Raw genomic sequence first — 23372 nt, forward strand, 5'->3', positions numbered from 1 at the left:
TATCCAACGGATAAGTCGATGGATGGAATCGTAATTTCCCGCTTTTCCGATGTCAAACGCTTCCCTACACTGGCCTTGTACCCTCACACACAGGAGCCAGTCATGCCCCATATCGTCGTACACATTTCCGGTCAATCGGACCCCGCCATCAATCGTCGCGTGGTCGACTCGGTGGCCGGACTGACACAGTCCGTGCTGGGCAAGAAGCTGCCTGTCATCGCCATTACGTTGCAGCACATTCCGCACGATCTCTGGTTCATCGGCGGCAAGCCGCTATCGGAACTGGGCAAGAACGCCTTCCACCTGGACATCAGCGTCACGGACGAAACCAACACCAAGGCCGAAAAGGCACGCTACATCAAAGAGATCTATGCGTCCTTCCAGCAGATATTGGGCGAGCTGCACGAATGCTCGTACGTGCACGTGATCGACGCGCGGGCAGCAGCCTATGGATACGGCGGCGCCACGCAGGAATACCGGCATCAGCAAAGCGGGGTGTAGTCCTCCGGCGGCGGCCCCGCAGCGGGCCGACGCACGCATGAAAAAAAGCCGCGCACCAACAGGTGCGCGGCTTTTTGCTGCCGAACCGCCAGGGAGGAATATCCCCGGGGGCTCGCCTTAGACCGAGGCTTCGCGCGCGGCGCGCTTGCGTTCGTTTTCCAGCAGATGGCGCTTGCGCAGACGGATCGACTTCGGCGTGATTTCCACGAGCTCGTCGTCGTCGATGAATTCCACGGCGTATTCCAGCGACATCTGAATCGGCGGCACCAGGCGCACGGCTTCGTCGGTACCCGAGGCGCGCACGTTGGTCAGCTGCTTGCCCTTGATCGGGTTCACGACCAGGTCGTTGTCACGGCTGTGAATGCCGATGATCATGCCTTCATACAGCGCATCACCCGGGCTCACGAACATGCGGCCGCGATCCTGCAGCTTCCACAGCGCGTAGGCCACGGCATCGCCTTGGTCCTGGCTGATCAGCACGCCGTTGCGGCGCTCGCCGATCGAACCTTCCTTGACCGGGGCGTATTCGTGGAAGATGTGGCTCATCAAACCCGTGCCGCGCGTCAGCGTCAGGAATTCGTTCTGGAAGCCGATCAGGCCACGGGCCGGGATCAGGTATTCCAGACGCGTACGGCCACGGCCGTCCGGCTGCATGTCTTGCAGGTCGCCCTTGCGGCGGCCCAGCTCTTCCATGACGCCACCCTGGTGGGCATCTTCAACGTCGATGGTCAACGATTCGAACGGCTCGCACTTCACGCCGTCGATGTCCTTGAACACCACGCGCGGACGCGACACGGCCAGCTCGTAGCCTTCGCGACGCATCGTTTCCAGCAGAATCGTCAGGTGCAGTTCGCCACGGCCCGACACTTCAAACACCGTGTCGTCGCCCGTGTCGCGCACACGCAGCGCCACGTTGGACTTCAGTTCGCGGTCCAGGCGGTCGCGCACTTGGCGGCTGGTCACGAACTTGCCTTCGCGGCCGGCCAGCGGCGACGTATTAACCATGAAGTTCATGGTCAGCGTCGGCTCGTCGATGCGCAGCATCGGCAGGGCTTCCTGCGTGATCACGTCGGTCACGGTGCAACCAATGCCCAGTTCTTCGATGCCGTTGATCAGCACGATGTCGCCGGCTTCGGCTTCTTCAACCACAACGCGCTCCAGGCCATGGAACTTCTGGACCTGGTTGATGCGGCCCTTGCCGCCTTGGCCGTCGGGACCAAACTTGTAAGCCACTTCCATGCCGGGGCGCATGCGACCACGGTTGATGCGGCCCACGCCGATCTTGCCGACGTAGCTGTTGTAGTCCAGCGAGATGATTTGCATCTGCAGCGGGCCGTTGGGATCGTCGTCACGCTGCGGCACGTGTTGCAGAATGGCTTCGAACAACGGGCGCATGTTGCCTTCGCGCACGTCCGGGGTCAGGCCGGCGTAGCCGGACAAGCCCGAGGCGTACACCACCGGGAAGTCCAGCTGTTCTTCCGTCGCGCCCAGCTTGTCGAACAGGTCGAACGTGGCGTTGATGACGAAGTCGGTACGGGCGCCCGGGCGGTCAACTTTGTTGACGACCACGATCGGCTTCAGGCCCAGGGCCAGCGCCTTGCGGGTCACGAAAATGGTCTGCGGCATCGGGCCTTCAACGGCGTCAACCAGCAGCAGCACGCCGTCAACCATGGACAGCACGCGTTCGACTTCGCCACCGAAGTCAGCGTGGCCCGGGGTGTCGACGATGTTGATGTGCGTGCCTTCGTATTCAACGGCACAGTTCTTGGCCAGAATCGTGATGCCGCGTTCTTTTTCCAGGTCGTTCGAGTCCATGACCCGTTCGGTCAGCGCCTGGTTTTCGCGGAAGGTGCCGGATTGGCGCAGCAGCTGGTCGACCAGGGTTGTTTTACCGTGGTCCACGTGGGCGATGATGGCGACGTTGCGCAAGGCGCGAGTCATAGCGAGTCCTTTAAGGTCAGGGTGGAGGGCAGCAAGCCCTCCGGCAATTCGTTCAGTGCAAGCAATGCCTGCTTGGGGTCTGGCATGGCCTGCAAGGCTTCCAGCTCAACGGCGCGTTCCAGAGAAAATGGCCCGACATGCGTGCGCCGCAGCGCCGTCAGGTGGGCGAAACAGCCCAGCACGCGCCCGATGTCCTGGGCCAGTGTTCGGATGTATGTGCCTTTACTGCAAGCCACATCGATCTCTGCCTGCGTTCCCGAAAGGGACAACAGCTCGATGCGGTGAATCGTGATCTGGCGCGGGGCCCGTTCCAGCTCGATGCCGGCGCGCGCGTACTCGTACAGCGGTTTGCCATCGCGCTTAAGCGCGGAGTACATCGGCGGAATCTGCTCGATCGTGCCCGAGAAACGTGACAGCGCGTCGCGCAGCGCCTGTTCGTCAACGGTAAAGCCCGGTTCGGCGGTGGACACGACATTGCCGGTCAGGTCGCCAGAATCGGTTTCGCTGCCAAATTGCAGCGTAGCGCGATACGCCTTGTCAGCGTTAAGCATCGCGCCGGAAATCTTGGTTGCGCGTCCCATGCAGCACACCAGCAAGCCGGTGGCGAAGGGATCCAGCGTGCCCGTATGACCGGCTTTCGCCGCGTCCATGGAACGCTTGGCGCGTTGCAAGGCGTGGTTGCTCGACAAACCTACGGGTTTGTCGAGCAACAGCACACCGTCGAGCAAAAGCCCGCGTCGTTTAGCCATCGTCGGAATCCGGTTGAAAAGCAGTGACGACAGCCCGATCAGGACTGGTCTTCAGGTTCGTCAGGCACGCCCGAGTGCGGGCCGGGCCGGTTTGCGCGGTCGATGAGGATCGACATTTCGATGCCACGGGCAATCTGCTCGTCGTGGAAGAAGCGCAAAGTGGGGACAGTGTGAATGTGCAGCAGCTTGTAAAGCTGGGAATGCAGCCAACCGGCTTTTTCGTTCAGCAAGGCGGTGGCGGCTTCGGGCTCGGCGCCCAAAACCGTGAACCACACCTTGGCATGCGCGTAGTCGGTCGACAATTCCACACCAGAGAGCGTGATCAGCCCGGCGCGAGACATATCGATCTCGCGCTGGATGATCTCGGCCAGATCCTTCTGGATCTGGTCGGCCAGCCGCAAATTGCGGCCGGGGATGGCTTTGGACTTGTGACGGCTCATTAGCAATAATGCCTCGCGACGCTTTACAGCGTACGCGCGATTTCCTTGATTTCAAAGACTTCCAGCTGGTCACCCACCTGGATGTCGTTGTTGCCGCGCAGCGTAAGACCGCAATCGAAGCCCGACTTGACTTCCTTGACGTCGTCCTTGAAGCGGCGCAGCGATTCAAGATGCCCCGTCCAGTGAACCACGTTGTTGCGCAGCAGGCGTACCTGGGAATCGCGGCGGACGATGCCGTCAAGCACCATACAACCAGCGATGTTGCCAAGGCGCGAGATGCTGTAGACCTCACGGATCTCGACCAGGCCGATGATTTCTTCCTTCTTCTCGGGCGCCAACATGCCCGACATGGCCGCCTTAACTTCATCCACGGCGTCATAGATGATGTTGTAGTAGCGCACATCGATGCCGTTGTTCTCGGCCAGCTTCTTGGCGCTTGCTTCCGCACGCACGTTAAAGCCGATCACGACCGCGTTCGAGGCAATAGCCAGGTTGATGTCGGTTTCCGAGATGCCGCCCACGGCCGCGTGCACCACTTGCACTCGGACTTCGTCGGTCGACAGCTTGACCAGCGACTGAACCAGCGCTTCCTGCGAACCCTGCACGTCGGTCTTGACGATAAGGGTAAGCGTTTGCGTGCCCTCGCCCAGGTTGTCGAACATCGATTCCAGCTTGGCGGCCTGTTGGCGTGCCAGCTTGACGTCGCGGAACTTGCCTTGGCGGAACAGCGCGATTTCGCGCGCCTTGCGTTCGTCGGACAGCGCCATCAGTTCGTCGCCGGCGGCGGGAACTTCGGTCAGACCCTGAATTTCCACCGGGATGGACGGGCCCGCCGATTGGATCGGCTTGCCGTTTTCGTCCAGCATGGCGCGCACGCGGCCAAAGCTTGCACCGGCCAGCACGACGTCGCCGCGCTTGAGCGTGCCGCTTTGCACCAGGATCGTCGCGACCGGGCCACGGCCCTTGTCCAGACGGGCTTCGATGACCAGACCCTTGGCGGGTGCGTCTTCCGGAGCCTTCAATTCCAGCACTTCGGCTTGCAGCAGCAGGTTTTCCAGCAGATCGTCAATGCCTTCGCCGGTCTTGGCCGACACGCCCACGAAGGGCACGTCGCCACCGTATTCTTCCGGCACGACCTGTTCGGCAACCAGTTCCTGCTTGACGCGTTCCGGGTTGGCCGACGGCTTGTCGATCTTGGTCACGGCCACAACCATGGGCACGCCCGCGGCCTTGGCGTGGTGGATGGCTTCACGCGTTTGCGGCATCACGCCGTCGTCGGCGGCAACCACCAGAATCACGATGTCGGTCGCCTTGGCGCCGCGGGCACGCATGGCGGTAAACGCCTCGTGGCCCGGGGTGTCAAGGAAGGTCACCATGCCGCGTTCGGTTTGAACGTGGTAGGCGCCAATGTGTTGCGTAATGCCGCCGGCTTCGCCCGCGGCAACCTTGGCGCGGCGGATGTAATCCAGCAGCGAGGTCTTGCCGTGGTCGACGTGGCCCATGACGGTCACGACCGGAGCGCGCGGCAGTTGTTCGGCTTCGGACACCGTGGCGGATTCGTCCAGGAATGCTTCCGGATCGTCCAGCTTGGCGGCGATGGCCACGTGGCCCAGTTCCTCGACCACGATCATGGCCGTTTCCTGGTCCAGCACCTGGTTGATGGTGACCATCTGGCCCAGCTTCATCAGATGCTTGATGACTTCGGCGGCCTTCACGGACATCTTGTGAGCCAGGTCGGCAACGCTGATGGTTTCCGGCACGTGGACTTCACGTGCAATGAATTCCTGCGGTGCGGGCTCGTTGCGGCGGTCGTTCTGCTGGTTGCGGCCACCACGGCCGCCACCCTTGCCACCACCCTTGCCACCTGCACGCCAGCCATCACGGCTGGCCGGGGCGGCCGGCTTGTCGGCGGGCTTCTTGCGCGAGGCGTCATCCGACCAGGTCGAAGCAACTTCGGCGGTCTTGATGGTCTTTTTCGCGCCAGGAGCGGCGGGCTTGGCGTCCTTCTTGGCGCCAGGCGTGGCACCCGGCTTGCCGGCCGGCTTGTGCAGCGTGCCGGAAATCGGCGCGGCAGCGGCGGCAGCGGGGGCCTCCGGTTCAGGAGCACGCAGCACCTTGCGCGGACGATTCAGCATCTCGCGCAGCGCGGCGGCTTCGGCCTCGGCGGCACGGCGCGCCTCATCGCGGCCACCCGACGTAGCGGACGCAGCAAGGGGCGGGCCGGCGCGGCGGTTGTCGGCACGGTTGCCCACCTTGACGGGGGGCGCGGCCGGCGCGGGCGCGGCGGTTTTCACGGGTTCGGACTTCGCGGCAGGCTGCGCCTGGGCGATCGGCGCAGTGGCCTCGGGGGAAGGTGTATCGGACTTATTGGCTAGCACAACGGGTTCCGGCTTGGCTTCTTCAGCCTTGGGCTCGGTGGATTCAGTCTTAACTTCGGGCTTGGCCTCTTCGGCCACGGGCTCGGCAGGAGCAGGCGCCGGCGTCGGTTCGGGTTCAGGCTGGGCCTGGACTTCGGCGGCTTGCGCCTCGACGGGGGCGGGCACTTCGGCCGCGACGGGTTCAACAGGCGCGGGCGCTTCAACCGGCGCGGGCGCTTCTACAGCAACGGGCTCTTGTGCCGCGGCAGGGGCCGAAGCCTCGGCCTTGTCGGCAGTGGTCTCGCGGGGCTCGACCACGGCAGGAGCCTCGGGTGCAGCCGGCGCGGACACCTGCTGCTCTTCTTCGATCGCAACTTCATCTTCGGCACGCGCGGACGCGGCTTGCTCAAGGGCGATTTCGGAGGGATCACGCTTGACGAACACGCGCTTCTTGCGCACTTCGACCTGAATCGTGCGCGAGCGGCCGGTGGCATCAGCCTGCCGGATCTCGGACGTCTGGCGGCGCGTCAAGGTGATCTTCTTGCCTTCGGTCGCGCCATGGGCGCGACGCAGCGATTCGAGCAATTTCGCCTTGTCGCTGTCGGTGACGGAATCGTCAACCGATTTGAGGTCAACACCAGCCGAGCGCAGCTGATCCAGCAGCACATTGGCAGGCATTTTCAGCTCGGTAGCGAACTGGGCGACGGTGTTACTCGACATTAGGCTCTCTCTTCCCTATATGCAGCTATTACAAACAACGTGAACTTGCGGTGGATGAATCCAGCACTACCCACCGCAGACCCGTGTCCTTTTGGTTATTCTTCGTCGAACCAATGGGCACGGGCACGCATGATGAGGTCGCTGGCTTCCTGCTCGGTCAAGCCAGCGATTTCCGCCAGTTCGTCCGTTGCCAATTCGGCCAGATCATCACGCGTATGCACTTGACGCTCGGCCAGCTTTGCAGCCAGTTCTTGCGTCATGCCTTCGAGTTCAAGCAAATCCTGTGCGGTCTCAAGACGCTCTTCCTGGGCAATTGCCTCAGTCAGCAGCGCATTGCGGGCACGGGCGCGCAATTCATTGATGGTGTCTTCGTCAAACGCTTCGATTTCCAGCAGTTCCTGCATGGGTACGTAAGCGATTTCCTCGATACCGGTAAAACCTTCGTCGATCAGGATGTCGGCGACTTCCTCATCAACGTCCAACTTGCTCATGAACGTGGTGCGCAGACCCGAACGCTCGACTTCCTGGCGATTCAGGCTTTCTTCCGGCGTCATGATGTTGATCTGCCAGCCCGTCAGCTCGGACGCCAGGCGCACGTTCTGACCCTTGGCGCCGATGGCCTTGGGCAGGTTTTCTTCGTCAACCACGACGTCCATCGCATGCTTGTCTTCATCAACGACGATCGATTCGACGTTGGCCGGCGCCAAGGCGCCAATGACAAACTGCGCGGGGTCTTCAGACCACAACACGATGTCGACCTGTTCACCACCCAGCTCGTTACGAACCGCGGTGACGCGCGAACCGCGCATGCCGACGCAGGTGCCGATCGGGTCGATACGCTTATCGTATGCCACCACGGCGATCTTGGCACGCACACCCGCGTCGCGAGCGGCAGCCTTGATCTCGAGCAGACCCTGTTCGATTTCGGGCACTTCGTTCTCGAACAGCTGGCGAATGAACTCGGGCGAGGTGCGCGACAGGATCACCTGCTGACCACGCGCGGCGTGGTCAACACGCAACACGTAGGCGCGGACGCGGTCGGCAACCCGGAGATTTTCCTTCGGGATCATTTCGGAACGCGGCAGGCGCGCTTCGATCTTGCCGGTTTCGACAATGGCGTCGCCCTTGTCCATGCGCTTGATCGTGCCGGACACGATGGTTTCGCCACGGTCCAGGAAGTCGTTCAGCACCTGTTCGCGTTCAGCGTCCCGGATCTTTTGCAAGATGGCCTGCTTGGCCGCCTGCGCGCCGATACGGCCGAATTCGATGGGCTCAAGCGGCTCTTCGATGTATTCGCCTTCCTGAATATCAGGAACGATTTCTTGCGCGTCCGACAGCATTTCCTGCTTGTCGGGCTCTTGCAGGCCCGCTTCGTCGGGCACCACCAGCCAGCGGCGGAAGCCCTCGTGATCGCCGGTTTCCCTATCGATGGCGACACGAATGTCCGCATCATCCTTGAAGCGCTTTTTCATGGCCGAGGCCAGCGCGCTTTCCAGCGCACCGAACACGACGTCACGCGTGACGTTCTTTTCACGCGCCAAGGCATCGACCAACAGAAGAATTTCGCGACTCATCGCTTTTTGCCCTTGAAATCCAGAACGGGATCCAGTTTTGCACGTTCGATATCTTCGACCGTGAAATTCAACACCTGGATTTCGTTCTTTTTTGCCTCAAATTCGAGACCGAAGACGGTCTTGTGCATCCCAGCGTCGGCTTCCGAGGCGGCGGCGTCGTCTTCGGGCACGGTCAACGTGCCGGAGAAAACCTTACGTCCGTCTAATGCCTCACGCAGCTTGATTTCGATGCGCTCGCCTGCAAACCGGCGGAATTCGGCTTCGTTGCGCAACGGGCGGTCAATGCCCGGCGAACCGACTTCCAGTCGTTTGTAGTCGACGTTTTCGACTTCGAACACCCGCGACAACTGGCGGGAAACCTGTTCACAGTCTTCGATGCGCACACCGCCGACCCGATCGATCGTTACGCGCAAAAGGCCCAGGGCGGCACGCTCGACGTCCACGAGTTCGACGTCCATGCCGGCCAGAGCCTCTTCGGTCAATGCGAATAAATCAGCCATATACTCAAAAAAAATGGGCTGCACGCCCAGCCCACCGATATTGCGCAGAGCCCAGCCGCTTCCCTACTGCACGTAAGGAGCAATGCTGGGCAGCGCCCTATATTGCGACCTAAATTGATGCACCACGGGTCATTCCGACCCTGCCTGCCCCACAACCCGATATTGAAACCTCGGGTCCGGCGGCACTTGGCGCATATCCGATGCCAAACTGCTATTGAACAACTTCGTATTCAACAACCGCTGAGAACCGCAGCTATTGCAAACCCGCTGCGCTTCAATTGCTAATGCAAACTGCTGCCGGCTGCCGGCTATAACACCTGGCAGTCATACCAGCATTCGAACCGGTACTCATACCAGCATTCATACCAGCCGCGACCCCGGCTTTGACCCCGGCTTTGACCCCGGCTTTGGCAACAACCAAGCCTGCCAAAGCGGCATCTCGACCCCATCGCCCGGCAAAGGGCAATGACGCGAAGCCATGAAAACCATTGATTTTACCAGATAAACTGGAAAAACGCCTGATTCGTCACGGGCTTACGCTTATACGGGACATATCGGGGTCGGCGGCGCGCCAAACGCGCCGCCAGCAAGCGGATCAGCGGCCCTGACGGCCTCGTCCACCCATCACACCCAACCGCGATTCATGCGCCGAGGCGCCTCGCGGCTGCCAATCGTCGCCGCGCGGGCCCGACGAGGCAGAGGAAGCACTGCGCGGAGCGCGCGGCTTTCCGCCCGCCCCCGGACCCTTGTTCGCAGCCGAGCCGCCGGCATTGCGCGAACCTTCCGCCTTATTGCCGCCACGGCCGCCGGCGCCGGCAGGCTTGCCATTACCGCTACGACCACCATTGGCGCCACGCGCGCCCGCCGGCTTGCCACCGGGCTTGCCGCCCGAAGGTTTGCGGCCACCGCCCACGGGCGCTTCGGCCACGTTGCCGGCCCCGACATCAGCCGAAGCCACGTTGCCGCGTTGACCATCTGCCGCCGCCGCGCGCGGACCGCGCGGGCCTCGCGGCTTGCCGCCCGGTTTTCCGCCCGGCTTGCCGCCTTGCTTGCCACCAGGACGGCCGCCACCAGCTGCGGCCGAACGCTCACCGCCGGGTTTGCCGCCCTTGCGGTTGCCGCCCGGCCCTTCCGAGGCCAGCGGATGACCGTTGGCATAGCCACCGGCAATCATCAATCCGGTGCCAAAGGGATCGGACGGGCATGCGGCGGTTTGACCCGCGCTACCCAGCCGGCCGCCTTGCAGTTTGCCGCGACGACCGATTCGGGCGCCGTTCATACCATTGCGATCCATCGTGCCGAAGCCGGGAGGCAGCGCGCTGTCATGCGACACGGGCTGCTTCGAACGGCGACGGTTGCCGCCGGACTCGTCGTCATCGCGCAACAGGCCCAGCTGGACCATCAGCGCGGTAACCAGCGAACCATCCAATTCTTCCCAGCGACCACGACGCAACGTGCGCGGCAGGACCACGTCACCGAAGCGAGTGCGGATCAGGCGGCTGACCGTCACACCTACCGCTTCGAACATGCGGCGGACTTCGCGGTTGCGCCCTTCCTGCAAGGTCACGCGATACCAGCGGTTGCTGCCGTCGCCACCCAGGTAATCCAGCGCGCCGAACGCGGCCACGCCGTCTTCAAGTTCGATGCCGTCCACCAGCGACTGGCGCTGCGCTTCGTCCATCTCGCCCAGCACCCGGACCGCGTACTCGCGTTCCGTGCCATAGCGCGGATGCATGATGCGGTTGGCCATGTCGCCCGACGTCGTGAAGATCAGCAGACCTTCCGTGTTCAGGTCAAGACGCCCCACCGACAGCCACTTACCCGTGCGCAGCTTGGGCAAGCGTGCAAACACGCTGGCGCGACCGGCCGGATCGTCATGGCTGACGATTTCGCCAGCCGGCTTGTGATACAGAATTACGCGCGGCGGCTTTTTCGTATTCGTGCGCATGATCGGCTTGCCGTTCACACGGACCTGATCGTTGGGAGCAACGCGTTGGCCGATATGGGCCGGCTCGCCATTGACGGACACGCGACCGGCAACGATCAACTCTTCCATCTCGCGGCGCGAGCCGATGCCGGCGTCCGCCAGCACCTTGTGCAGCTTGGGCATGACCGAATCGCTGTTCAGGTACTTGCCCAGGCGCTGTTCCATGCGATCGGTGTTGTCGAGATACGACAACGCTTGCTCCGCTTCCTGCTCACCACCCCGGGAGTCAGCCGACTCAACCGGTGACGTGGCGGCGGCGGATTGGCCCTCAGCGGGTGCCTGCTCTGCGGCGGCGTCGCCACGGCGACGGCGGAACGGCGTCCTCAGCTTGCGACCGCGCCCACGCGCGCCGGCATCGCCTTCAACAGAGGGTTCGCGCGCGGCGGAGGCGTCCGGCTGACCGTTGGAAACGGCGTCATCCGAACGGGGATTGTCGTCCTGCATTGCTGTATTCGTTGTCACTGGGACAGCTCCGAATTTCAAACTTGGGTAGGCCTGCCAGGGGCGGGCTCGTCATCATCAGGGGACGCCGAATCGCGACCGGCGCCAGGTTGCGCCGGATCCGCTTCGTCCGAGGCCGTGGAAACGGCATCGGGTTCGGGCCGAACAGGATCATCAAGGCCGAAAGCGGGCTCATGCCCGGCGGCGCCAGGCGCTGCGTGATCGGTCTCGTCAATCGGGTCGGTCGGTTCCGCGTGTTTTGCGTTCGCGACACTTTCCTTTGCAGCACCGGCCGTAGAGGGGTCGGCGGCCATATCGGAAATGTCGTTACCGAACCTGTCGTCGGGAAAACCGGACGGGGTCGGCATATTGGACAAGCCTGCGGCTTGCTCCCGGACGGTGGGTTCGTCGTCGGGATTCGCGCCTTCTTCTGTGCGCGAAACGACGGATTCTACGCTATCGACCGGGTCTATGGGTGCATCCTGTTCCGAAACTGACAATTCCGCAACTGGAACAGGGTCATTTTCTTCGGGGTCGGCCATATTTTCTACGGCAAGCTCGCCTTGGGCATGTTCACCGCCCTCGCCCGCCTCGGCAATGCTGACTTGCCCGTCGGCAGCGGCGTCCGCATCCCCGACTTCCGCTGCCCCTTCTGCCGGCGCCTCAGCGCCCTCGCCCGTCAGTTGCTGGACTTCACCCAGGTCCAGCCCCGCGAGCGCGGCGGCGGCGTGGGCAGACTCCAGAGGTGGCAACTCGTCCAGCGCGCGCAGCCCCAGATCATCCAGGAACTGTCGCGTGGTGCCGAACAGCGCAGGACGACCCGGCGCATCGCGATGCCCGATCACCTCGATCCAGCCACGATCTTCCAAGGCCTTCACAATTTGCGAAGACACCGTCACGCCACGTATATCTTCGATATCGCCGCGCGTAACGGGCTGGCGCCAGGCAACAATCGCCAACGTTTCCATGACCGCGCGCGAATACTTGGGCGGCTTTTCAGGACTCAGGCGCTCAAGGTACCGCTGCATATGCGGGCGGCTCTGGAATCGCCAGCCGCTTGCCAACTGCACCAGCTCGAGGCCGCCATCGGCCCAATTGGCTTGCAGCGTCTCCAACAGCCCGCGTAGCTTGCTGTTATCGAATTGTTCATCGTCCCCGAATAGCTTGCGCATATCGGACAGTTGCATCGGCTGCACCGCGCATAACAACGCGGTTTCCAGCACGAGTATTGCCTCGCTATCGTTCATCGACATTCAAATTCACAAAGGGCTAACTTGCGCTAGGTTGAAAATAAGGTTAATATTCTTTTCTCAGACGCGGGGTGGAGCAGTCTGGCAGCTCGTCGGGCTCATAACCCGAAGGTCGTAGGTTCAAATCCTGCCCCCGCAACCAAATTTGATAAAGGCCTGGCGAATGCGCCGGGCCTTTTTCATTTGTGCTTCACGGATATAGCTAAAACCAGCTTGTGCGGACACGGCTTGCACGGAAGCGAACGGCACCGCGCCGGCTTTCTCGGCACGCCGAGCCGCCATCAAGACGGGGCTGCAATCGACGGCGTTGATCGGCGTATTGTTCACAAGATTCCTGGGTTGACTGCCAATGACAGGCTGGCGCCACGAAAGGCGAGCGGGTCAAGATAAAGGCGTAGTGTCTGCGCATCGGATATCGCGGCAGACGCTTTAAGCAAATTCTGGAAAAGCCGGCATCAACGGCCAGCAAGCCCGAGGGAAGCGCCGGAACCCGACGCCTGCATTTCACGGCGGTCAGTATCAACGGCCCGAATCCGCGGCCAATGATCTTGGCAATATGGCGACCGGCCACACGCCCGACAATCAATCACCCCTGCGCAAGCGAAGACCTGCTTCGTCGCGCCCTGGCCGGACGCTGGCCAGCCTTACGATTCTTGGATATTTTGAAGGTACATGCCAGCGGACACCGATTTGCCAGGACTGACATCAACGCCCATAGCCAGCCGTCCGCGCAATTGGCGAATTATACCGCCATAACGTTGTGCCTCAAGCCTGAAACGCGTGCGCGGGTGGCCTGGATCAGGCACCTGGCTTGTCCCAAGGAGCCGAACCCAAGCGCTCAACCAGAAAGTCCAACATGGAACGCAGTATCAAGGGCATTTGCCTGCGCGACGCATAAACGCCATAAATACCCAATTCCTGGGGTTTGCATTGGGGCAAGATCGCTTTCAAACGCCCCGCCGCAATATATTCATTGGCGTAGTAAGTGGGCAACATCGCAATGCCCGCCCCCTCCAACGCGGCATGCAGCAGCACGGACACTTCGTTGGCGCTGATATTGCCGCTGACCGGCACATCCACGGGCAAGCCTTCCCGCTCGAAACGCCACAGGCTTTTGCCGAAATAAGAATGCGTCAGGCAATTTCGCAGTGACAGGTCTTCGATTCGAGCCGGCACGCCCTCTCGCGCCAAATATTCGGGGGATGCACACACCACCGACCGGCAAACCGCCAACTTGCGAGCGATCAGGTTCGGATCCAGGTCATTGGTGATGCGCACCGCGAGGTCGACCCGCTCTTCCACGAGGTTGACGGCGCGCTCGACCAACATCAAGTCGACCGACGTGCCCGGGTGCAGCTTCACGTAATCCGTCACAGCGCTGGCCAGATGCCTTGAACCGAACGACATGCTGGTGGTGATTCGCAACAACCCCCTAGGGGTATCTTCAGGCGTGGATACCGCGCTTCGCAGGTCACCCACCATATCAAGCATCTGGCGGCAACGGGGTAGCGTCTCGGCGCCTGCGGGGGTCAGGCTCAGGCGGCGCGTCGTACGGTGCAGCAAGCGCACCCCAACCCACTGCTCCATTTCAGCCAGATAGCGCGAAACCATGGCGCGCGACATGTCGAGATGAACCGCCGCCGCCGACAGGCTTCCCCGGTCAGCAACCTCTACAAACACCTGCATCGCCTTCAAACGATCCATGATTGTCTCGATTCTTGCATCAGACCGTACCGGTTATACCGTATTTCAGTGCAACATCTGCGCCTAAATGGCGACATTTTGAGCACTCACGCCAGCACGGCAGGCTCAAGCCGGCGACTGCAACAACGCCTCGGCAACGGCCGCGCGAACCTCGGCAACATCCAGGCCACGCACGATATAGACCAGGTGCGATGCGCGGTCGTCGGTTGGCCATTGCGCCAGTGCGCGCAAGGGGTACAGCTCGCCATGAACTCCATGCACCTCGCAAGGCAGCGCCTCCCCTTCGAAGCACACCAGCCCCTTCATCCGCAAAATTCCCGGCCCATAGCGTTCTTGAATGCGGGACACGCCAGCAAGGAACGCGGCACGCCCGAGGGGCGACGACAAGAACAAAGAAAAGCTCGCGACCTGGCCATGCCGGTCGGCGGGCGGCCGGATAAACGCCTGAAGCCAATTCGACAAGGCAGCACCATCGCGGCGCGCTGCCACATCAGGCCCTTCGCGCAAGATGCCGGCCAGCGGCGCATCCTGGCGCTGCACACAGCGCCGCGCCCCCGGATTAATGGCAATGACTGCCTGCTCTACGCGGCGCAACTGCGCCGCGTCGGCCAAGTCGGACTTGCTGAGCACGACGGTGTCTGCCAAGGCCAACTGCCGCGCGGCTTCGGGCTGGTTGGCCAATTGCGATTCACCATGACGCACATCCACCAACACGATTGCGCCGCGATACGCGTAGCGCTCCGCCAGGAACCGGTCGTGCTTGAGCATGAACAGCGTCGAAGCGGGATCGGCCAACCCGCTGGTTTCGATAATCACCCGGCGAAACGGCTTGATCCGCCGACTGACCGCCAACATGAAAAGCTCACGTAGCGTATCGACCACCGCCCCGCTGACGACGCAACACAGGCAGCCGCCCTCGATCAGAACGACATTGGCAGGCGCCAAGCGGACCAGATGGTGATCGACCCCGATATCGCCGTATTCATTGACCACGACCACGGTGTCGGCATAGGCGGGCTCGTGAAGCAGGCGGTTCAGCAGCGTGGTCTTGCCGCTGCCCAGGAAGCCTGAAATCACGGTTACGCCAATGCGCTTGTCGTCTTCAATCTGCCCTGCCATCGCAGTTGGTCCCGCTCGGTTGTATTGGATCTGGCGAAGCGTACAACAACCCGCACAACAACCGTATCCGCGCGGGAGCCGGGCGCACGGCAAAAACTAAAAGGGCCACTCGCTTTCGCGAGTGGCCCTTCAGTTCGGCTTGGGTCCCGTGCCATTGCCATGCTTGCGCGCAGCGGCTTGTGACCTTGAATTCTTTTGGCTCCCCGAGCTGGGCTCGAACCAGCGACCTGCGGATTAACAGTCCGTCGCTCTACCGACTGAGCTATCGGGGATCTGCCAAGAACGCAATTATGAACTAAATTTTTGGCGCGCGCAAATTGCGATTTTTTTAGTTCTTTTTGGGCCGACCGTTTCCCATCCCCAAAAAACTCTGATATGATTTCGGTCTTTCCAGATCAGGCCCCATAAACAGGGCGGCGAACTGGAAAGAACAAAGATGTTTTGCTGATCTTTTGTTCGTTGCTCCGCAACCCGGAAAGGCGATCAAATCCCAAGCAAATGGTCTTGCCGGCATAGCTCAGTTGGTAGAGCAGCGCATTCGTAATGCGAAGGTCGTAGGTTCGACTCCTATTGCCGGCACCAAATTCTAAAAGCAGCCCTCTCGGGCTGCTTTTTTCATTTCCGCGCCCCGCCACGTCGGCAAGCCGCTTCCCCCAACGGGAACTCCACCTGCCCGCCGCGCGTCCAACTTGCTGGATTTTCATTCAGCCAAGCGAAGACCACCATGCGCATCCTCCTTGTCGAAGACGACATCATGATTGGTGAAAGCGTGCTGGATTGCCTGCGCGCCGAACACTACGCCGTGGACTGGGTCCGGGACGGCAGCGCTGCCGAATCGGCACTGCATACCGACCCCTACGACCTCATCCTGCTGGACCTGGGGCTGCCCAAGCGCGACGGCTTGGCCTTGCTGCGCGAGCTACGCGCCCGCAAGGACCGCACGCCTGTCCTTATCGCCACCGCCCGCGACGCCGTCAGCGACCGCATTGCCGGCCTGGACGCAGGCGCGGACGACTACATCGTCAAGCCATACGACGTGGACGAACTGCTGGCGCGCATGCGGGCATTAATACGCCGCAGTGCCGGCCGCGCCGAACCGGTGTTTGAACATGAGGGCATCACGATCGACCCGCAATCGCACGCCGCCATGGTGGACGGCACGCCGGTTGCGCTGACCGCCCGCGAATGGGCCGTTCTGGAACCGCTGATCGCCCGCCCTGGCATGATCTTTTCGCGCGCTCAACTAGAAGAAAAACTCTACAGCTGGAAAGACAGCGTCAGCAGCAACGCGGTTGAGGTTTATATTCATGGCCTGCGCAAGAAACTGGGTCCGAACCTGATCCAGAACGTCAGAGGCGTCGGCTATGTCATCCCCAAAACATGAGCATCAGGCTTAGCTACTCACTGAGAGCCCGCCTGCTGTTTTTTCTGCTGGCCGCCATCGTGGTCGGCGCGTTGGCGCAAGGGGTTATCGCGTATCGCAGCACGCTGGCCCAGGCCGACGACATCTTTGATTCGCTGCTGCAACGCACTGCGCTGTCGTTGGGCACGGGCGATGGGCTGCTCAGCACCGGCCCCACGCAAAGCCTGGGCGCCGCAACGCCCATGGCAGACGATCTGATCATTCAAATCTGGACACCCGACGGCCTGCGCGTTTTCAATTCCCGTTCGCGCCGCCCCCTGCCGGATCAGATCGTCCTGGGTTTTTCCGACGCCAAGATGGAAGGCACCACGTACCGCGTGTACGCGTTGGCCACCCCGTTTCAGGTGATACAGGTGGCGCAGGACATGAACGTGCGCAAGCACATGGCGCGCGAGCTGGCGCTGCGAACCATCGCACCCATCGCGGCGGCGGCGCCCCTGTTGATGCTGGTGGTGTGGTGCGTCGTCAGTTGGTCGCTGCGGCCCGTCAAGCGTGCTCGCGCCCAAGTGGCGGCGCGGCAACCCGAAGATCTGTCGCCCGTCAACGTGCAGGGCTTGCCCGACGAGATCCGCCCGTTGATTCTTGAATTGAACCTGCTGCTGGAACGCATGCGAACCGCCTTCGCCCAGCAAAAACAATTCGTTGGCGACGCGGCGCACGAGCTGCGCTCGCCACTGGCCGCACTGCGCTTGCAGCTACAGGCTCTGCAACGGGCCGGCGACGCCGACGGCCGCAAAATCGCGGAACAGCGCCTGGCCTCGGGCATTGACCGCGCCACCCGGCTGGTGGAGCAGATGTTGTCCATGGCTCGCCACGAAAGCGCGTCGGAGCCCACGCCCGCAGCCCCCGTGGACTTGGCCGACGTGCTGCGCCAGGCGCTGTCCGAGACGCTGGCACAGGCCAATACCAAGGCGATCGCCATCGACATGGACGGGGCCAGCGAAGCGCGCGTACAAGGCCATCGGGACGCCCTCACCTTGCTGGCTCGCAACCTGCTGGACAACGCCATCAAGCACAGCCCGGAAGGCGGCCGCATCCGGCTGCATCTGCAATCCGAAGCGGACCAGGCGTCTTTCACCATCGACGACGAGGGCCCCGGCATTCCCCCCGCCGAACGCGAGCGCGTCTTCGACCGCTTCTATCGCGCCGAAGGCAACACGCAGCACGGCAGCGGACTGGGCCTGTCAATCGCGCGAGCCATCGCGGATCGCCATGGCGCCGACATCATTCTTGAGGACGCGCCCGGTGGCCAAGGGCTGCGCGCGCGAGTGCGATTTCCCATTTTGCGTTGATTACGCCGATTTAAGATTCGCCTAAGTGTCAGGCCCGAAGATAGCGCCATGTCCTCAAACATGAACGCAGGAGCCGACATGAAGACCTCGCAAATGAAACCCTCGCGCCTTGTGCTGGCGCTGCTGGCCGCTGGCGCCATTGGCGGCGCCGGCGCAACCGCCGTGACGGGCGGCGTGTCGATGGCGGCAAACGCCCCGACCGCCATCACCGCAACGCCATCCATCAATGCTTCCAGCCCGCCCAACTTCGCGCAGATCACGCGTGACTTTGGCCCGGCCGTCGTCAACATCAGCGTCAGCGGCACGCGCAAGGTATCCGCCGACGACGATGACCCCTTTGCCCAGTTTTTCGGCCAGATACCGGGCTCGCGCGGTCGCATGCCGTCGCGTGAAGTTCCGATGCGCGGCGAAGGTTCGGGCTTCATCATCAGCGCCGACGGCATCATCCTGACCAATGCACACGTCGTGCAGGATGCCAAGGAAGTCACCGTCAAACTGACCGACCGCCGCGAGTACAAGGCGAAAGTGCTGGGCGCGGACCCGCAGACCGATGTGGCCGTACTCAAGATCGACGCCAAGAACCTGCCGGTGGTCAAGGTGGGTGACGTGAACCAGCTGCAAGTGGGCGAATGGGTGCTGGCCATCGGCTCGCCCTACGGCCTGGAAAATACGGCCACGGCCGGCATCGTCAGCGCCAAGGGCCGCTCGCTGCCCGACGACACGTCGGTGCCCTTCATCCAGACGGACGTGGCGGTCAACCCGGGAAATTCGGGGGGCCCGCTGTTCAATGATCGTGGTGAAGTCGTGGGCATCAACTCGCAGATCTACAGCCGCACCGGCGGTTTCCAGGGCCTGTCGTTCTCGATTCCCATCGACGTGGCCTATAAGATCAAGGACCAGATCCTGGAACACGGCAAGGTGCAGCATGCGCGCCTGGGCGTGACGGTGCAGGAAGTGAATCAGGACCTGGCCAATTCGTTCAAGTTGGATTCGCCGTCCGGCGCGCTGGTGTCCAGCGTCGAAAAGGGCAGTGCCGCCGACAAGGCGGGCTTGCAACCGGGTGACGTGGTGCGCCAGATCAATGGCAAGACCATCGTGTCGTCGGGCGACCTGGCGTCGATGATTACCCTGGCTTCGCCCGGCGAAAAGATCAAGCTGGACGTCTGGCGCGCCGGTGCTCCGAAGGAACTGGTCGCTACCTTGGGCGGCGTTCCGAAGGACAAGACGCAGTCGGCGTCCGGCGATCAAGACGTGCAGCGCGGTCAACTGGGCCTTGCCCTGCGCCCCCTGAGCCCGCAGGAGCAGCAGGCCTCGGGCACCGAAGGGTTGCTGATCGAGCGCTCTGCCGGCCCGGCCGCCAAGGCTGGCATCGAACCGGGCGACGTGCTGCTGTCGCTGAACGGCGTGCCGGTGCACAACATCGGCCAGGTCAAGGAAGCGCTGTCCAAGGCCGGCAAGACCGTGGCCCTGCTGGTTCAGCGCGGCGAAGACAAAATCTTCGTGCCGGTGCAGATCGGCTGACGGCCAGCCGGCCAGCCGGCCGGCCGGCCGGCTACCCTTATTCCGCGTCGGGCTGCTTGCCCGGCGCGGCGTTTGCGAAAGCCGGCAACTCGCGGCAGGCGGCATCGATACGCGTCACGTTGGGCATCGCGGAAAGGTCACACTCGAAGCGCTGCGCATTGGCCACCTGCGGCACCAGGCACAGGTCCGCGATGGTGGGCGTGTCGCCATGACAAAAACGGCCCGTGGCGCTTGAGCGTGCCAGCTGGGCTTCCAGCGCTTCCAGGCCTTGATGCACCCAATGCTTGTACCAAGCGGTTTTTGCCGCTTCGTCCACGCCCAGCGTGTGCTTCAGGTACTTCAGCACGCGCAGGTTGTTCAGCGGATGCGTGTCGCAGGCAATACCCAGTGCCAGATCGCGCACGCGCGCGCGTCCAATGGGGTCGGCCGGCAACAGCGGCGACTGCGGATGCGTTTCTTCCAGGTATTCGATGATGGCCAGGGACTGGCCGATCACCGCATCGCCATCAATCAAGGTCGGCACCAGCGCCGTCGGGTTCAGCTTGCGATAGCCGTCCGACAGTTGCTGGCCGCCGTCCTTCAGCAGGTGTACGGGCAAATATTCGTAAGTCAGGCCCTTCAGATTCAGGGCGATACGCACGCGATACGCGGCCGAGCTGCGGAAGTAGCTGTACAACTGCATGAAGTCTTCTCCTTGTCTTTTTTGGGCGCTGTGCCGCCGTGCGGGCGGCGCTTGCTTATTCCAGCGATTCCGTCTGCGCGGACTTGCGCGACAAGCCCTTGGGCAACGGAAAGGCCACATTTTCTTCCAAGCCCGGCATGGTGCGCACAGACACGGCGCCCAATTCCTTGACGCGGTCAATGACCTGCTGCACCAGGATTTCAGGCGCCGAAGCTCCCGCCGTCACGCCGATGCGCTTGCGGTCAACCAACCAGGCCGGGTCAATGGATTGCGCGCCGTCGATCAGGTAGGACGCCACGCCCTTGCGTTCGGCCACTTCGCGCAGCCGGTTGGAATTGGAACTGTTCGGGCTGCCCACGACCAGCACCAGGTCGCACTCGGGCGCCAGCACCTTGACCGCATCCTGGCGGTTCTGGGTGGCATAGCAGATGTCGCTTTTCTTGGGCTCGACAATGCTGGGAAAGCGCGCCTTCAGCGCTTGCGACACCGCCGCCGCGTCATCCACGGACAGCGTCGTCTGCGTCACGAAAGCCAGGTTTTCCGGGTCGCTGACTTGCAGGCCCGCCACGTCTTCCACGGTTTCCACCAAGTACATACCGCCTTGCGCCTGGCCCAGGGTGCCTTCGACTTCAGGATGCCCCTTGTGGCCGATCATGATGATCTCGCGGCCGGCCGCGCGCATGCGGGCCACTTCAATGTGGACCTTGGTGACCAGCGGGCAGGTGGCGTCAAACACCTGCAAGCCGCGAGCCTCGGCCTCGGCCCGCACCGCCTTGGACACGCCATGGGCCGAGAACACGACGATGGCGCCCGGGGGCGCATCGTCCAGTTCGTCGATGAAGACGGCGCCCTTGGCGCGCAGGTCTTCCACGACATAGCGGTTGTGGACGATTTCATGGCGCACGTAGATCGGTGCGCCATGCAGTTCAATCGCGCGTTCGACGATGTCGATGGCGCGGTCCACACCGGCACAGAAGCCTCGCGGCTGCGCCAGCAGGACTTCGGCGTCGGAGGCGGTAACGGCCTTGCTCATCAGAGAACTCCCAGCAGCGCCACGTCCAGTTGCAAGCGGACGCCCGCAAGCGGATGGTTGAAGTCGAACAGCGCCGACTCGTCGTTGATTTCTTTCAGCACGCCCGAGTAGCGGCCGCCGTTGGGGGCGGTGAACTCGACCAGGTCGCCCGGCTCGAACGTGGCGTCGGCGCCCGCGTGCTCGGCAAGCATCGCCCGCGTGACCCGTTGGATCAGTTCGGGGTTGCGGTCGCCGTAGGCGTCGGCGGGTTCCAGGGTGACGCTGAATTTCTCGCCTTCGGCATGGCCGATCAGCGCGGCTTCCAGGCCAGGCGCCCACTGGCCGCTGCCCATTTGCAGCGTGCCGGGACGGCCGTCGAAAGTATTCGTGAACACAGAGTCCTTGCCAGGACCGGACGCAAGCGTGATTCGGTAATGCAGCGTCAGGTAGGAATCCGGACGGACAAAAACGTTCACTTCGTTAGAGGCGATGCTCAAGATCTGCCACCGTATGGATATTGGATAAACCCTGATTTTAGAGCCTTATATGAAATTGTCTGTCCGGCTGGCAAAACACGAGCGTCCCCGAGAGCGGCTGCTACGCCATGGCGCAGCAGCGCTCCAGGACGCTGAGCTGCTGGCGCTGGGGCTGCGCACGGGGATTCCGGGCACCAATGTGGTGGATCTGTCCAACCGGCTGCTTGAGCGTTTTTCCGGCCTGCGCGGCCTTTTGGGGGCCACACCCGAGGAACTCATGGCCGTTCCGGGGCTGGGCGCCGCCAAATCCTGCACCCTGGCCGCCCTGCTGGAGCTGGCGCGCCGCGCCGTCGAAGAAGACCTGACCCGGCCCCATTCCGTGCGCCATCCCGCCCAGGTAAAGCAGTATTGCCTGACAGCGCTGGGCCATCGGCGGGTGGAACACTGCATCGCCCTCTACCTGGACAACCAGCTACGGGTGATCGCCACGGGCGAACTGGCGCGCGGAACGCTGTCGCAGGCATCGGTTTACCCCCGCGAGGTCGTGCGCGAGGCCCTGCGCCACCACGCGGCGGCCCTGATCGTGGCGCATAACCACCCTTCGGGCATGGCCGAGCCCAGCGCGGCGGATCGGGGCTTCACGCAACAGCTGAAACAGGCGCTGGCGCTCGTGGACGTTAAACTGGTCGACCACCTGATCGTGGCCGGCGCGTCGGTCATATCCATGGCGGAACTGGGCGGGCTGTAGCGGGCGGCAGGGTGCTTGTCGGCACGCCCCAAGCCGCCGGATTTCGTTAGACTGCCGAGCGGAATTGCTTTAGGCTTTAACCTATTCGCGCTGGAACATTTGCTGGACCATTCGCTAGAACATCCGCTGGACCATTCGCCGGAACATTCCGGCCGACACGAAAACGCTTCTGATGAAACGCTTGTGGGACATTTCCCCGCCCGTCTCCACGGCGTCACCGGTTTTCCCCGGCGACACGCCGTACCGCCAGCAATGGAAGTGGTCGCTGACGCCCGGCTGTCCGGTCAACGTCAGTGAAATCACGCTGTCGCCGCACATCGGCGCCCATGCCGACGCCCCCCTGCACTATCAGAACGGCGCTGCCGCCATCGGCGCGGTCTCGCTGGAGCCATTTCTGGGTCCTTGCCGCGTCATCCACGCCATTGATTGCGGCCCGTTGATCACCACGGACCACCTGGCGCACGCAGCGCTGAACCTGCCGCCGCGCGTGCTCGTGCGCACTGCCAAGCATGCGGCGCAAGATTGGTGGACGGACGATTTTTCGGCCTACGCCCCCCAAACCATCGAATGGCTGGCCGAACGCGGCGTCATGCTGATCGGGTTGGATACCGCCAGCATCGACCCCGCGTCCAGCAAGACCCTGGACAGCCACCATACGATCTTGCGGCACGACATGCGGGTACTGGAAAACCTGGTTCTCGATGATGTGCCCGAAGGCGATTACGAATTGATCGCCCTGCCGTTGGCGCTGGTCCAGGCCGATGCCAGCCCGGTACGCGCCGTATTGCGCGAACTGTAGGCTGGTCCGCTGGCTTTCGGGCGGCCACCTTATACGGGCCGCCCGCCTTGAAAGACGCACGACCATGAACCTCTCCCCAGATCACGCCGTCGCGCTTGCGCGCGCCCGTTCCTGCGCGCCGGGCTGGCGCGCATTG

Annotated in this window: 20 protein-coding genes and 3 tRNA genes; 8 read left to right on the forward strand and 15 right to left on the reverse strand. The window is 62.7% G+C overall.

Going from position 1 to position 23372, the window contains the following annotated elements:
• Nucleotides 1–102 precede the first annotated feature (102 nt).
• A complete protein-coding gene (locus tag AC0Z35_RS14750; RefSeq protein WP_104143182.1) occupies nt 103–501 on the forward strand; it encodes a tautomerase family protein in 399 nt (132 codons plus the stop codon).
• A gap of 117 nt (nt 502–618) precedes the next feature.
• Here AC0Z35_RS14750 and typA read toward each other — a convergent pair whose 3' ends face one another.
• The 8 genes from typA to scpB form a co-directional block, all read right to left on the reverse strand.
• The gene (gene typA, locus AC0Z35_RS14755; protein WP_046802777.1) at nt 619–2442 is read right to left on the reverse strand and encodes a translational GTPase TypA; all 1824 of its coding nucleotides are present in this window, start codon (nt 2440–2442) and stop codon (nt 619–621) included.
• Entirely contained in the window at nt 2439–3191 is a 753-nt protein-coding gene (truB, locus tag AC0Z35_RS14760) for a tRNA pseudouridine(55) synthase TruB (protein WP_046802776.1), read from the reverse strand. Before truB ends, typA begins: the two co-directional genes overlap by 4 nt.
• Before the next feature lie 38 nt (nt 3192–3229).
• The gene (gene rbfA / locus AC0Z35_RS14765) at nt 3230–3631 is read right to left on the reverse strand and encodes a 30S ribosome-binding factor RbfA (protein WP_006218273.1); all 402 of its coding nucleotides are present in this window, start codon (nt 3629–3631) and stop codon (nt 3230–3232) included.
• Between the two features lie 23 nt (nt 3632–3654).
• Nucleotides 3655–6708 carry a translation initiation factor IF-2 gene (infB, locus tag AC0Z35_RS14770; protein WP_104143180.1) on the reverse strand — a complete coding sequence of 1018 codons (3054 nt, stop codon included), beginning with the start codon at nt 6706–6708 and terminating at the stop codon, nt 3655–3657.
• Between the two features lie 95 nt (nt 6709–6803).
• A complete protein-coding gene (gene nusA / locus AC0Z35_RS14775; protein WP_006218270.1) occupies nt 6804–8282 on the reverse strand; it encodes a transcription termination factor NusA in 1479 nt (492 codons plus the stop codon).
• Entirely contained in the window at nt 8279–8782 is a 504-nt protein-coding gene (gene rimP, locus AC0Z35_RS14780; protein WP_104143179.1) for a ribosome maturation factor RimP, read from the reverse strand. The genes nusA and rimP overlap by 4 nt, the downstream gene beginning before the upstream one ends.
• A 595-nt stretch (nt 8783–9377) precedes the next feature.
• Nucleotides 9378–11213 carry a 23S rRNA pseudouridine(2605) synthase RluB gene (rluB, locus tag AC0Z35_RS14785; protein ID WP_485132388.1) on the reverse strand — a complete coding sequence of 612 codons (1836 nt, stop codon included), beginning with the start codon at nt 11211–11213 and terminating at the stop codon, nt 9378–9380.
• A gap of 35 nt (nt 11214–11248) precedes the next feature.
• Complete coding sequence (gene scpB / locus AC0Z35_RS14790) at nt 11249–12463, reverse strand: SMC-Scp complex subunit ScpB (RefSeq protein ID WP_485132387.1); 1215 nt, start codon at nt 12461–12463, stop codon at nt 11249–11251.
• A 62-nt stretch (nt 12464–12525) separates the two neighbouring features.
• Here scpB and AC0Z35_RS14795 point away from each other — a divergent pair.
• A tRNA-Met gene (locus AC0Z35_RS14795) sits at nt 12526–12602 on the forward strand.
• Here AC0Z35_RS14795 and AC0Z35_RS14800 read toward each other — a convergent pair.
• From AC0Z35_RS14800 to AC0Z35_RS14815, 4 genes are all read right to left on the reverse strand, one after another.
• Nucleotides 12581–12787: a hypothetical protein gene (locus AC0Z35_RS14800; RefSeq protein WP_104143176.1), complete on the reverse strand. Its 207-nt coding sequence runs from the start codon at nt 12785–12787 to the stop codon at nt 12581–12583. The genes AC0Z35_RS14795 and AC0Z35_RS14800 overlap by 22 nt on opposite strands.
• Before the next feature lie 471 nt (nt 12788–13258).
• Nucleotides 13259–14164, reverse strand: coding sequence for a LysR family transcriptional regulator (locus AC0Z35_RS14805; RefSeq protein WP_104143175.1), 906 nt, complete (start codon nt 14162–14164; stop codon nt 13259–13261).
• A gap of 105 nt (nt 14165–14269) precedes the next feature.
• Nucleotides 14270–15283 (reverse strand): CobW family GTP-binding protein, encoded by a 1014-nt coding sequence (locus AC0Z35_RS14810; protein WP_104143174.1) that lies wholly within the window; start codon nt 15281–15283, stop codon nt 14270–14272.
• Nucleotides 15284–15479: 196 nt separating this feature from the next.
• Nucleotides 15480–15555 (reverse strand) — tRNA-Asn (locus AC0Z35_RS14815).
• A gap of 234 nt (nt 15556–15789) precedes the next feature.
• Here AC0Z35_RS14815 and AC0Z35_RS14820 point away from each other — a divergent pair.
• From AC0Z35_RS14820 to AC0Z35_RS14835, 4 genes are all read left to right on the forward strand, one after another.
• A tRNA-Thr gene (locus tag AC0Z35_RS14820) sits at nt 15790–15865 on the forward strand.
• Between the two features lie 142 nt (nt 15866–16007).
• On the forward strand, nt 16008–16667 hold the full coding sequence (locus tag AC0Z35_RS14825) for a response regulator (RefSeq protein WP_485132386.1): 660 nt from the start codon (nt 16008–16010) through the stop codon (nt 16665–16667).
• Nucleotides 16664–17998 carry an ATP-binding protein gene (locus AC0Z35_RS14830; RefSeq protein ID WP_104143173.1) on the forward strand — a complete coding sequence of 445 codons (1335 nt, stop codon included), beginning with the start codon at nt 16664–16666 and terminating at the stop codon, nt 17996–17998. Before AC0Z35_RS14825 ends, AC0Z35_RS14830 begins: the two co-directional genes overlap by 4 nt.
• A 78-nt stretch (nt 17999–18076) precedes the next feature.
• Nucleotides 18077–19519, forward strand: coding sequence for a DegQ family serine endoprotease (locus AC0Z35_RS14835; protein WP_319305888.1), 1443 nt, complete (start codon nt 18077–18079; stop codon nt 19517–19519).
• A 37-nt stretch (nt 19520–19556) separates the two neighbouring features.
• Here the strand turns inward: AC0Z35_RS14835 and maiA are convergent, their stop codons facing one another.
• Genes maiA through AC0Z35_RS14850 form a run of 3 tightly spaced genes read right to left on the reverse strand, consistent with a single transcriptional unit; the run spans nt 19557 to nt 21710 of the window.
• Entirely contained in the window at nt 19557–20201 is a 645-nt protein-coding gene (gene maiA / locus AC0Z35_RS14840) for a maleylacetoacetate isomerase (protein WP_120154450.1), read from the reverse strand.
• A 55-nt stretch (nt 20202–20256) separates the two neighbouring features.
• Nucleotides 20257–21234, reverse strand: coding sequence for a 4-hydroxy-3-methylbut-2-enyl diphosphate reductase (gene ispH, locus AC0Z35_RS14845; RefSeq protein ID WP_046802766.1), 978 nt, complete (start codon nt 21232–21234; stop codon nt 20257–20259).
• The gene (locus AC0Z35_RS14850) at nt 21234–21710 is read right to left on the reverse strand and encodes an FKBP-type peptidyl-prolyl cis-trans isomerase (RefSeq protein ID WP_006218259.1); all 477 of its coding nucleotides are present in this window, start codon (nt 21708–21710) and stop codon (nt 21234–21236) included. Before AC0Z35_RS14850 ends, ispH begins: the two co-directional genes overlap by 1 nt.
• A 49-nt stretch (nt 21711–21759) precedes the next feature.
• Here AC0Z35_RS14850 and radC point away from each other — a divergent pair, with 49 nt between their 5' ends.
• Together radC and kynB are read left to right on the forward strand one after the other, a co-directional pair.
• Complete coding sequence (gene radC / locus AC0Z35_RS14855; RefSeq protein WP_104143170.1) at nt 21760–22437, forward strand: RadC family protein; 678 nt, start codon at nt 21760–21762, stop codon at nt 22435–22437.
• A gap of 172 nt (nt 22438–22609) precedes the next feature.
• A complete protein-coding gene (gene kynB / locus AC0Z35_RS14860) occupies nt 22610–23236 on the forward strand; it encodes an arylformamidase (RefSeq protein WP_006218257.1) in 627 nt (208 codons plus the stop codon).
• Nucleotides 23237–23372: the final 136 nt, after the last annotated feature.

Source organism: Achromobacter sp. 1L-A-4-B-C2 (genome assembly GCF_057291955.1).

Coding starts and splice junctions, on each gene's coding strand:
- AC0Z35_RS14750 (WP_104143182.1), top strand. CDS start 103: ATGCCCCATATCGTCGTACACATTTCCGGTCAATCGGACCCCGCCATC.
- radC (WP_104143170.1), top strand. CDS start 21,760: ATGAAATTGTCTGTCCGGCTGGCAAAACACGAGCGTCCCCGAGAGCGG.
- rbfA (WP_006218273.1), bottom strand. CDS start 3,631: ATGAGCCGTCACAAGTCCAAAGCCATCCCCGGCCGCAATTTGCGGCTG.
- infB (WP_104143180.1), bottom strand. CDS start 6,708: ATGTCGAGTAACACCGTCGCCCAGTTCGCTACCGAGCTGAAAATGCCT.
- truB (WP_046802776.1), bottom strand. CDS start 3,191: ATGGCTAAACGACGCGGGCTTTTGCTCGACGGTGTGCTGTTGCTCGAC.
- nusA (WP_006218270.1), bottom strand. CDS start 8,282: ATGAGTCGCGAAATTCTTCTGTTGGTCGATGCCTTGGCGCGTGAAAAG.
- ispH (WP_046802766.1), bottom strand. CDS start 21,234: ATGAGCAAGGCCGTTACCGCCTCCGACGCCGAAGTCCTGCTGGCGCAG.
- rimP (WP_104143179.1), bottom strand. CDS start 8,782: ATGGCTGATTTATTCGCATTGACCGAAGAGGCTCTGGCCGGCATGGAC.
- AC0Z35_RS14805 (WP_104143175.1), bottom strand. CDS start 14,164: ATGGATCGTTTGAAGGCGATGCAGGTGTTTGTAGAGGTTGCTGACCGG.
- typA (WP_046802777.1), bottom strand. CDS start 2,442: ATGACTCGCGCCTTGCGCAACGTCGCCATCATCGCCCACGTGGACCAC.
- AC0Z35_RS14825 (WP_485132386.1), top strand. CDS start 16,008: ATGCGCATCCTCCTTGTCGAAGACGACATCATGATTGGTGAAAGCGTG.
- scpB (WP_485132387.1), bottom strand. CDS start 12,463: ATGTCGATGAACGATAGCGAGGCAATACTCGTGCTGGAAACCGCGTTG.
- AC0Z35_RS14835 (WP_319305888.1), top strand. CDS start 18,077: ATGAAGACCTCGCAAATGAAACCCTCGCGCCTTGTGCTGGCGCTGCTG.
- maiA (WP_120154450.1), bottom strand. CDS start 20,201: ATGCAGTTGTACAGCTACTTCCGCAGCTCGGCCGCGTATCGCGTGCGT.
- kynB (WP_006218257.1), top strand. CDS start 22,610: ATGAAACGCTTGTGGGACATTTCCCCGCCCGTCTCCACGGCGTCACCG.
- AC0Z35_RS14810 (WP_104143174.1), bottom strand. CDS start 15,283: ATGGCAGGGCAGATTGAAGACGACAAGCGCATTGGCGTAACCGTGATT.
- AC0Z35_RS14830 (WP_104143173.1), top strand. CDS start 16,664: ATGAGCATCAGGCTTAGCTACTCACTGAGAGCCCGCCTGCTGTTTTTT.
- rluB (WP_485132388.1), bottom strand. CDS start 11,213: ATGCAGGACGACAATCCCCGTTCGGATGACGCCGTTTCCAACGGTCAG.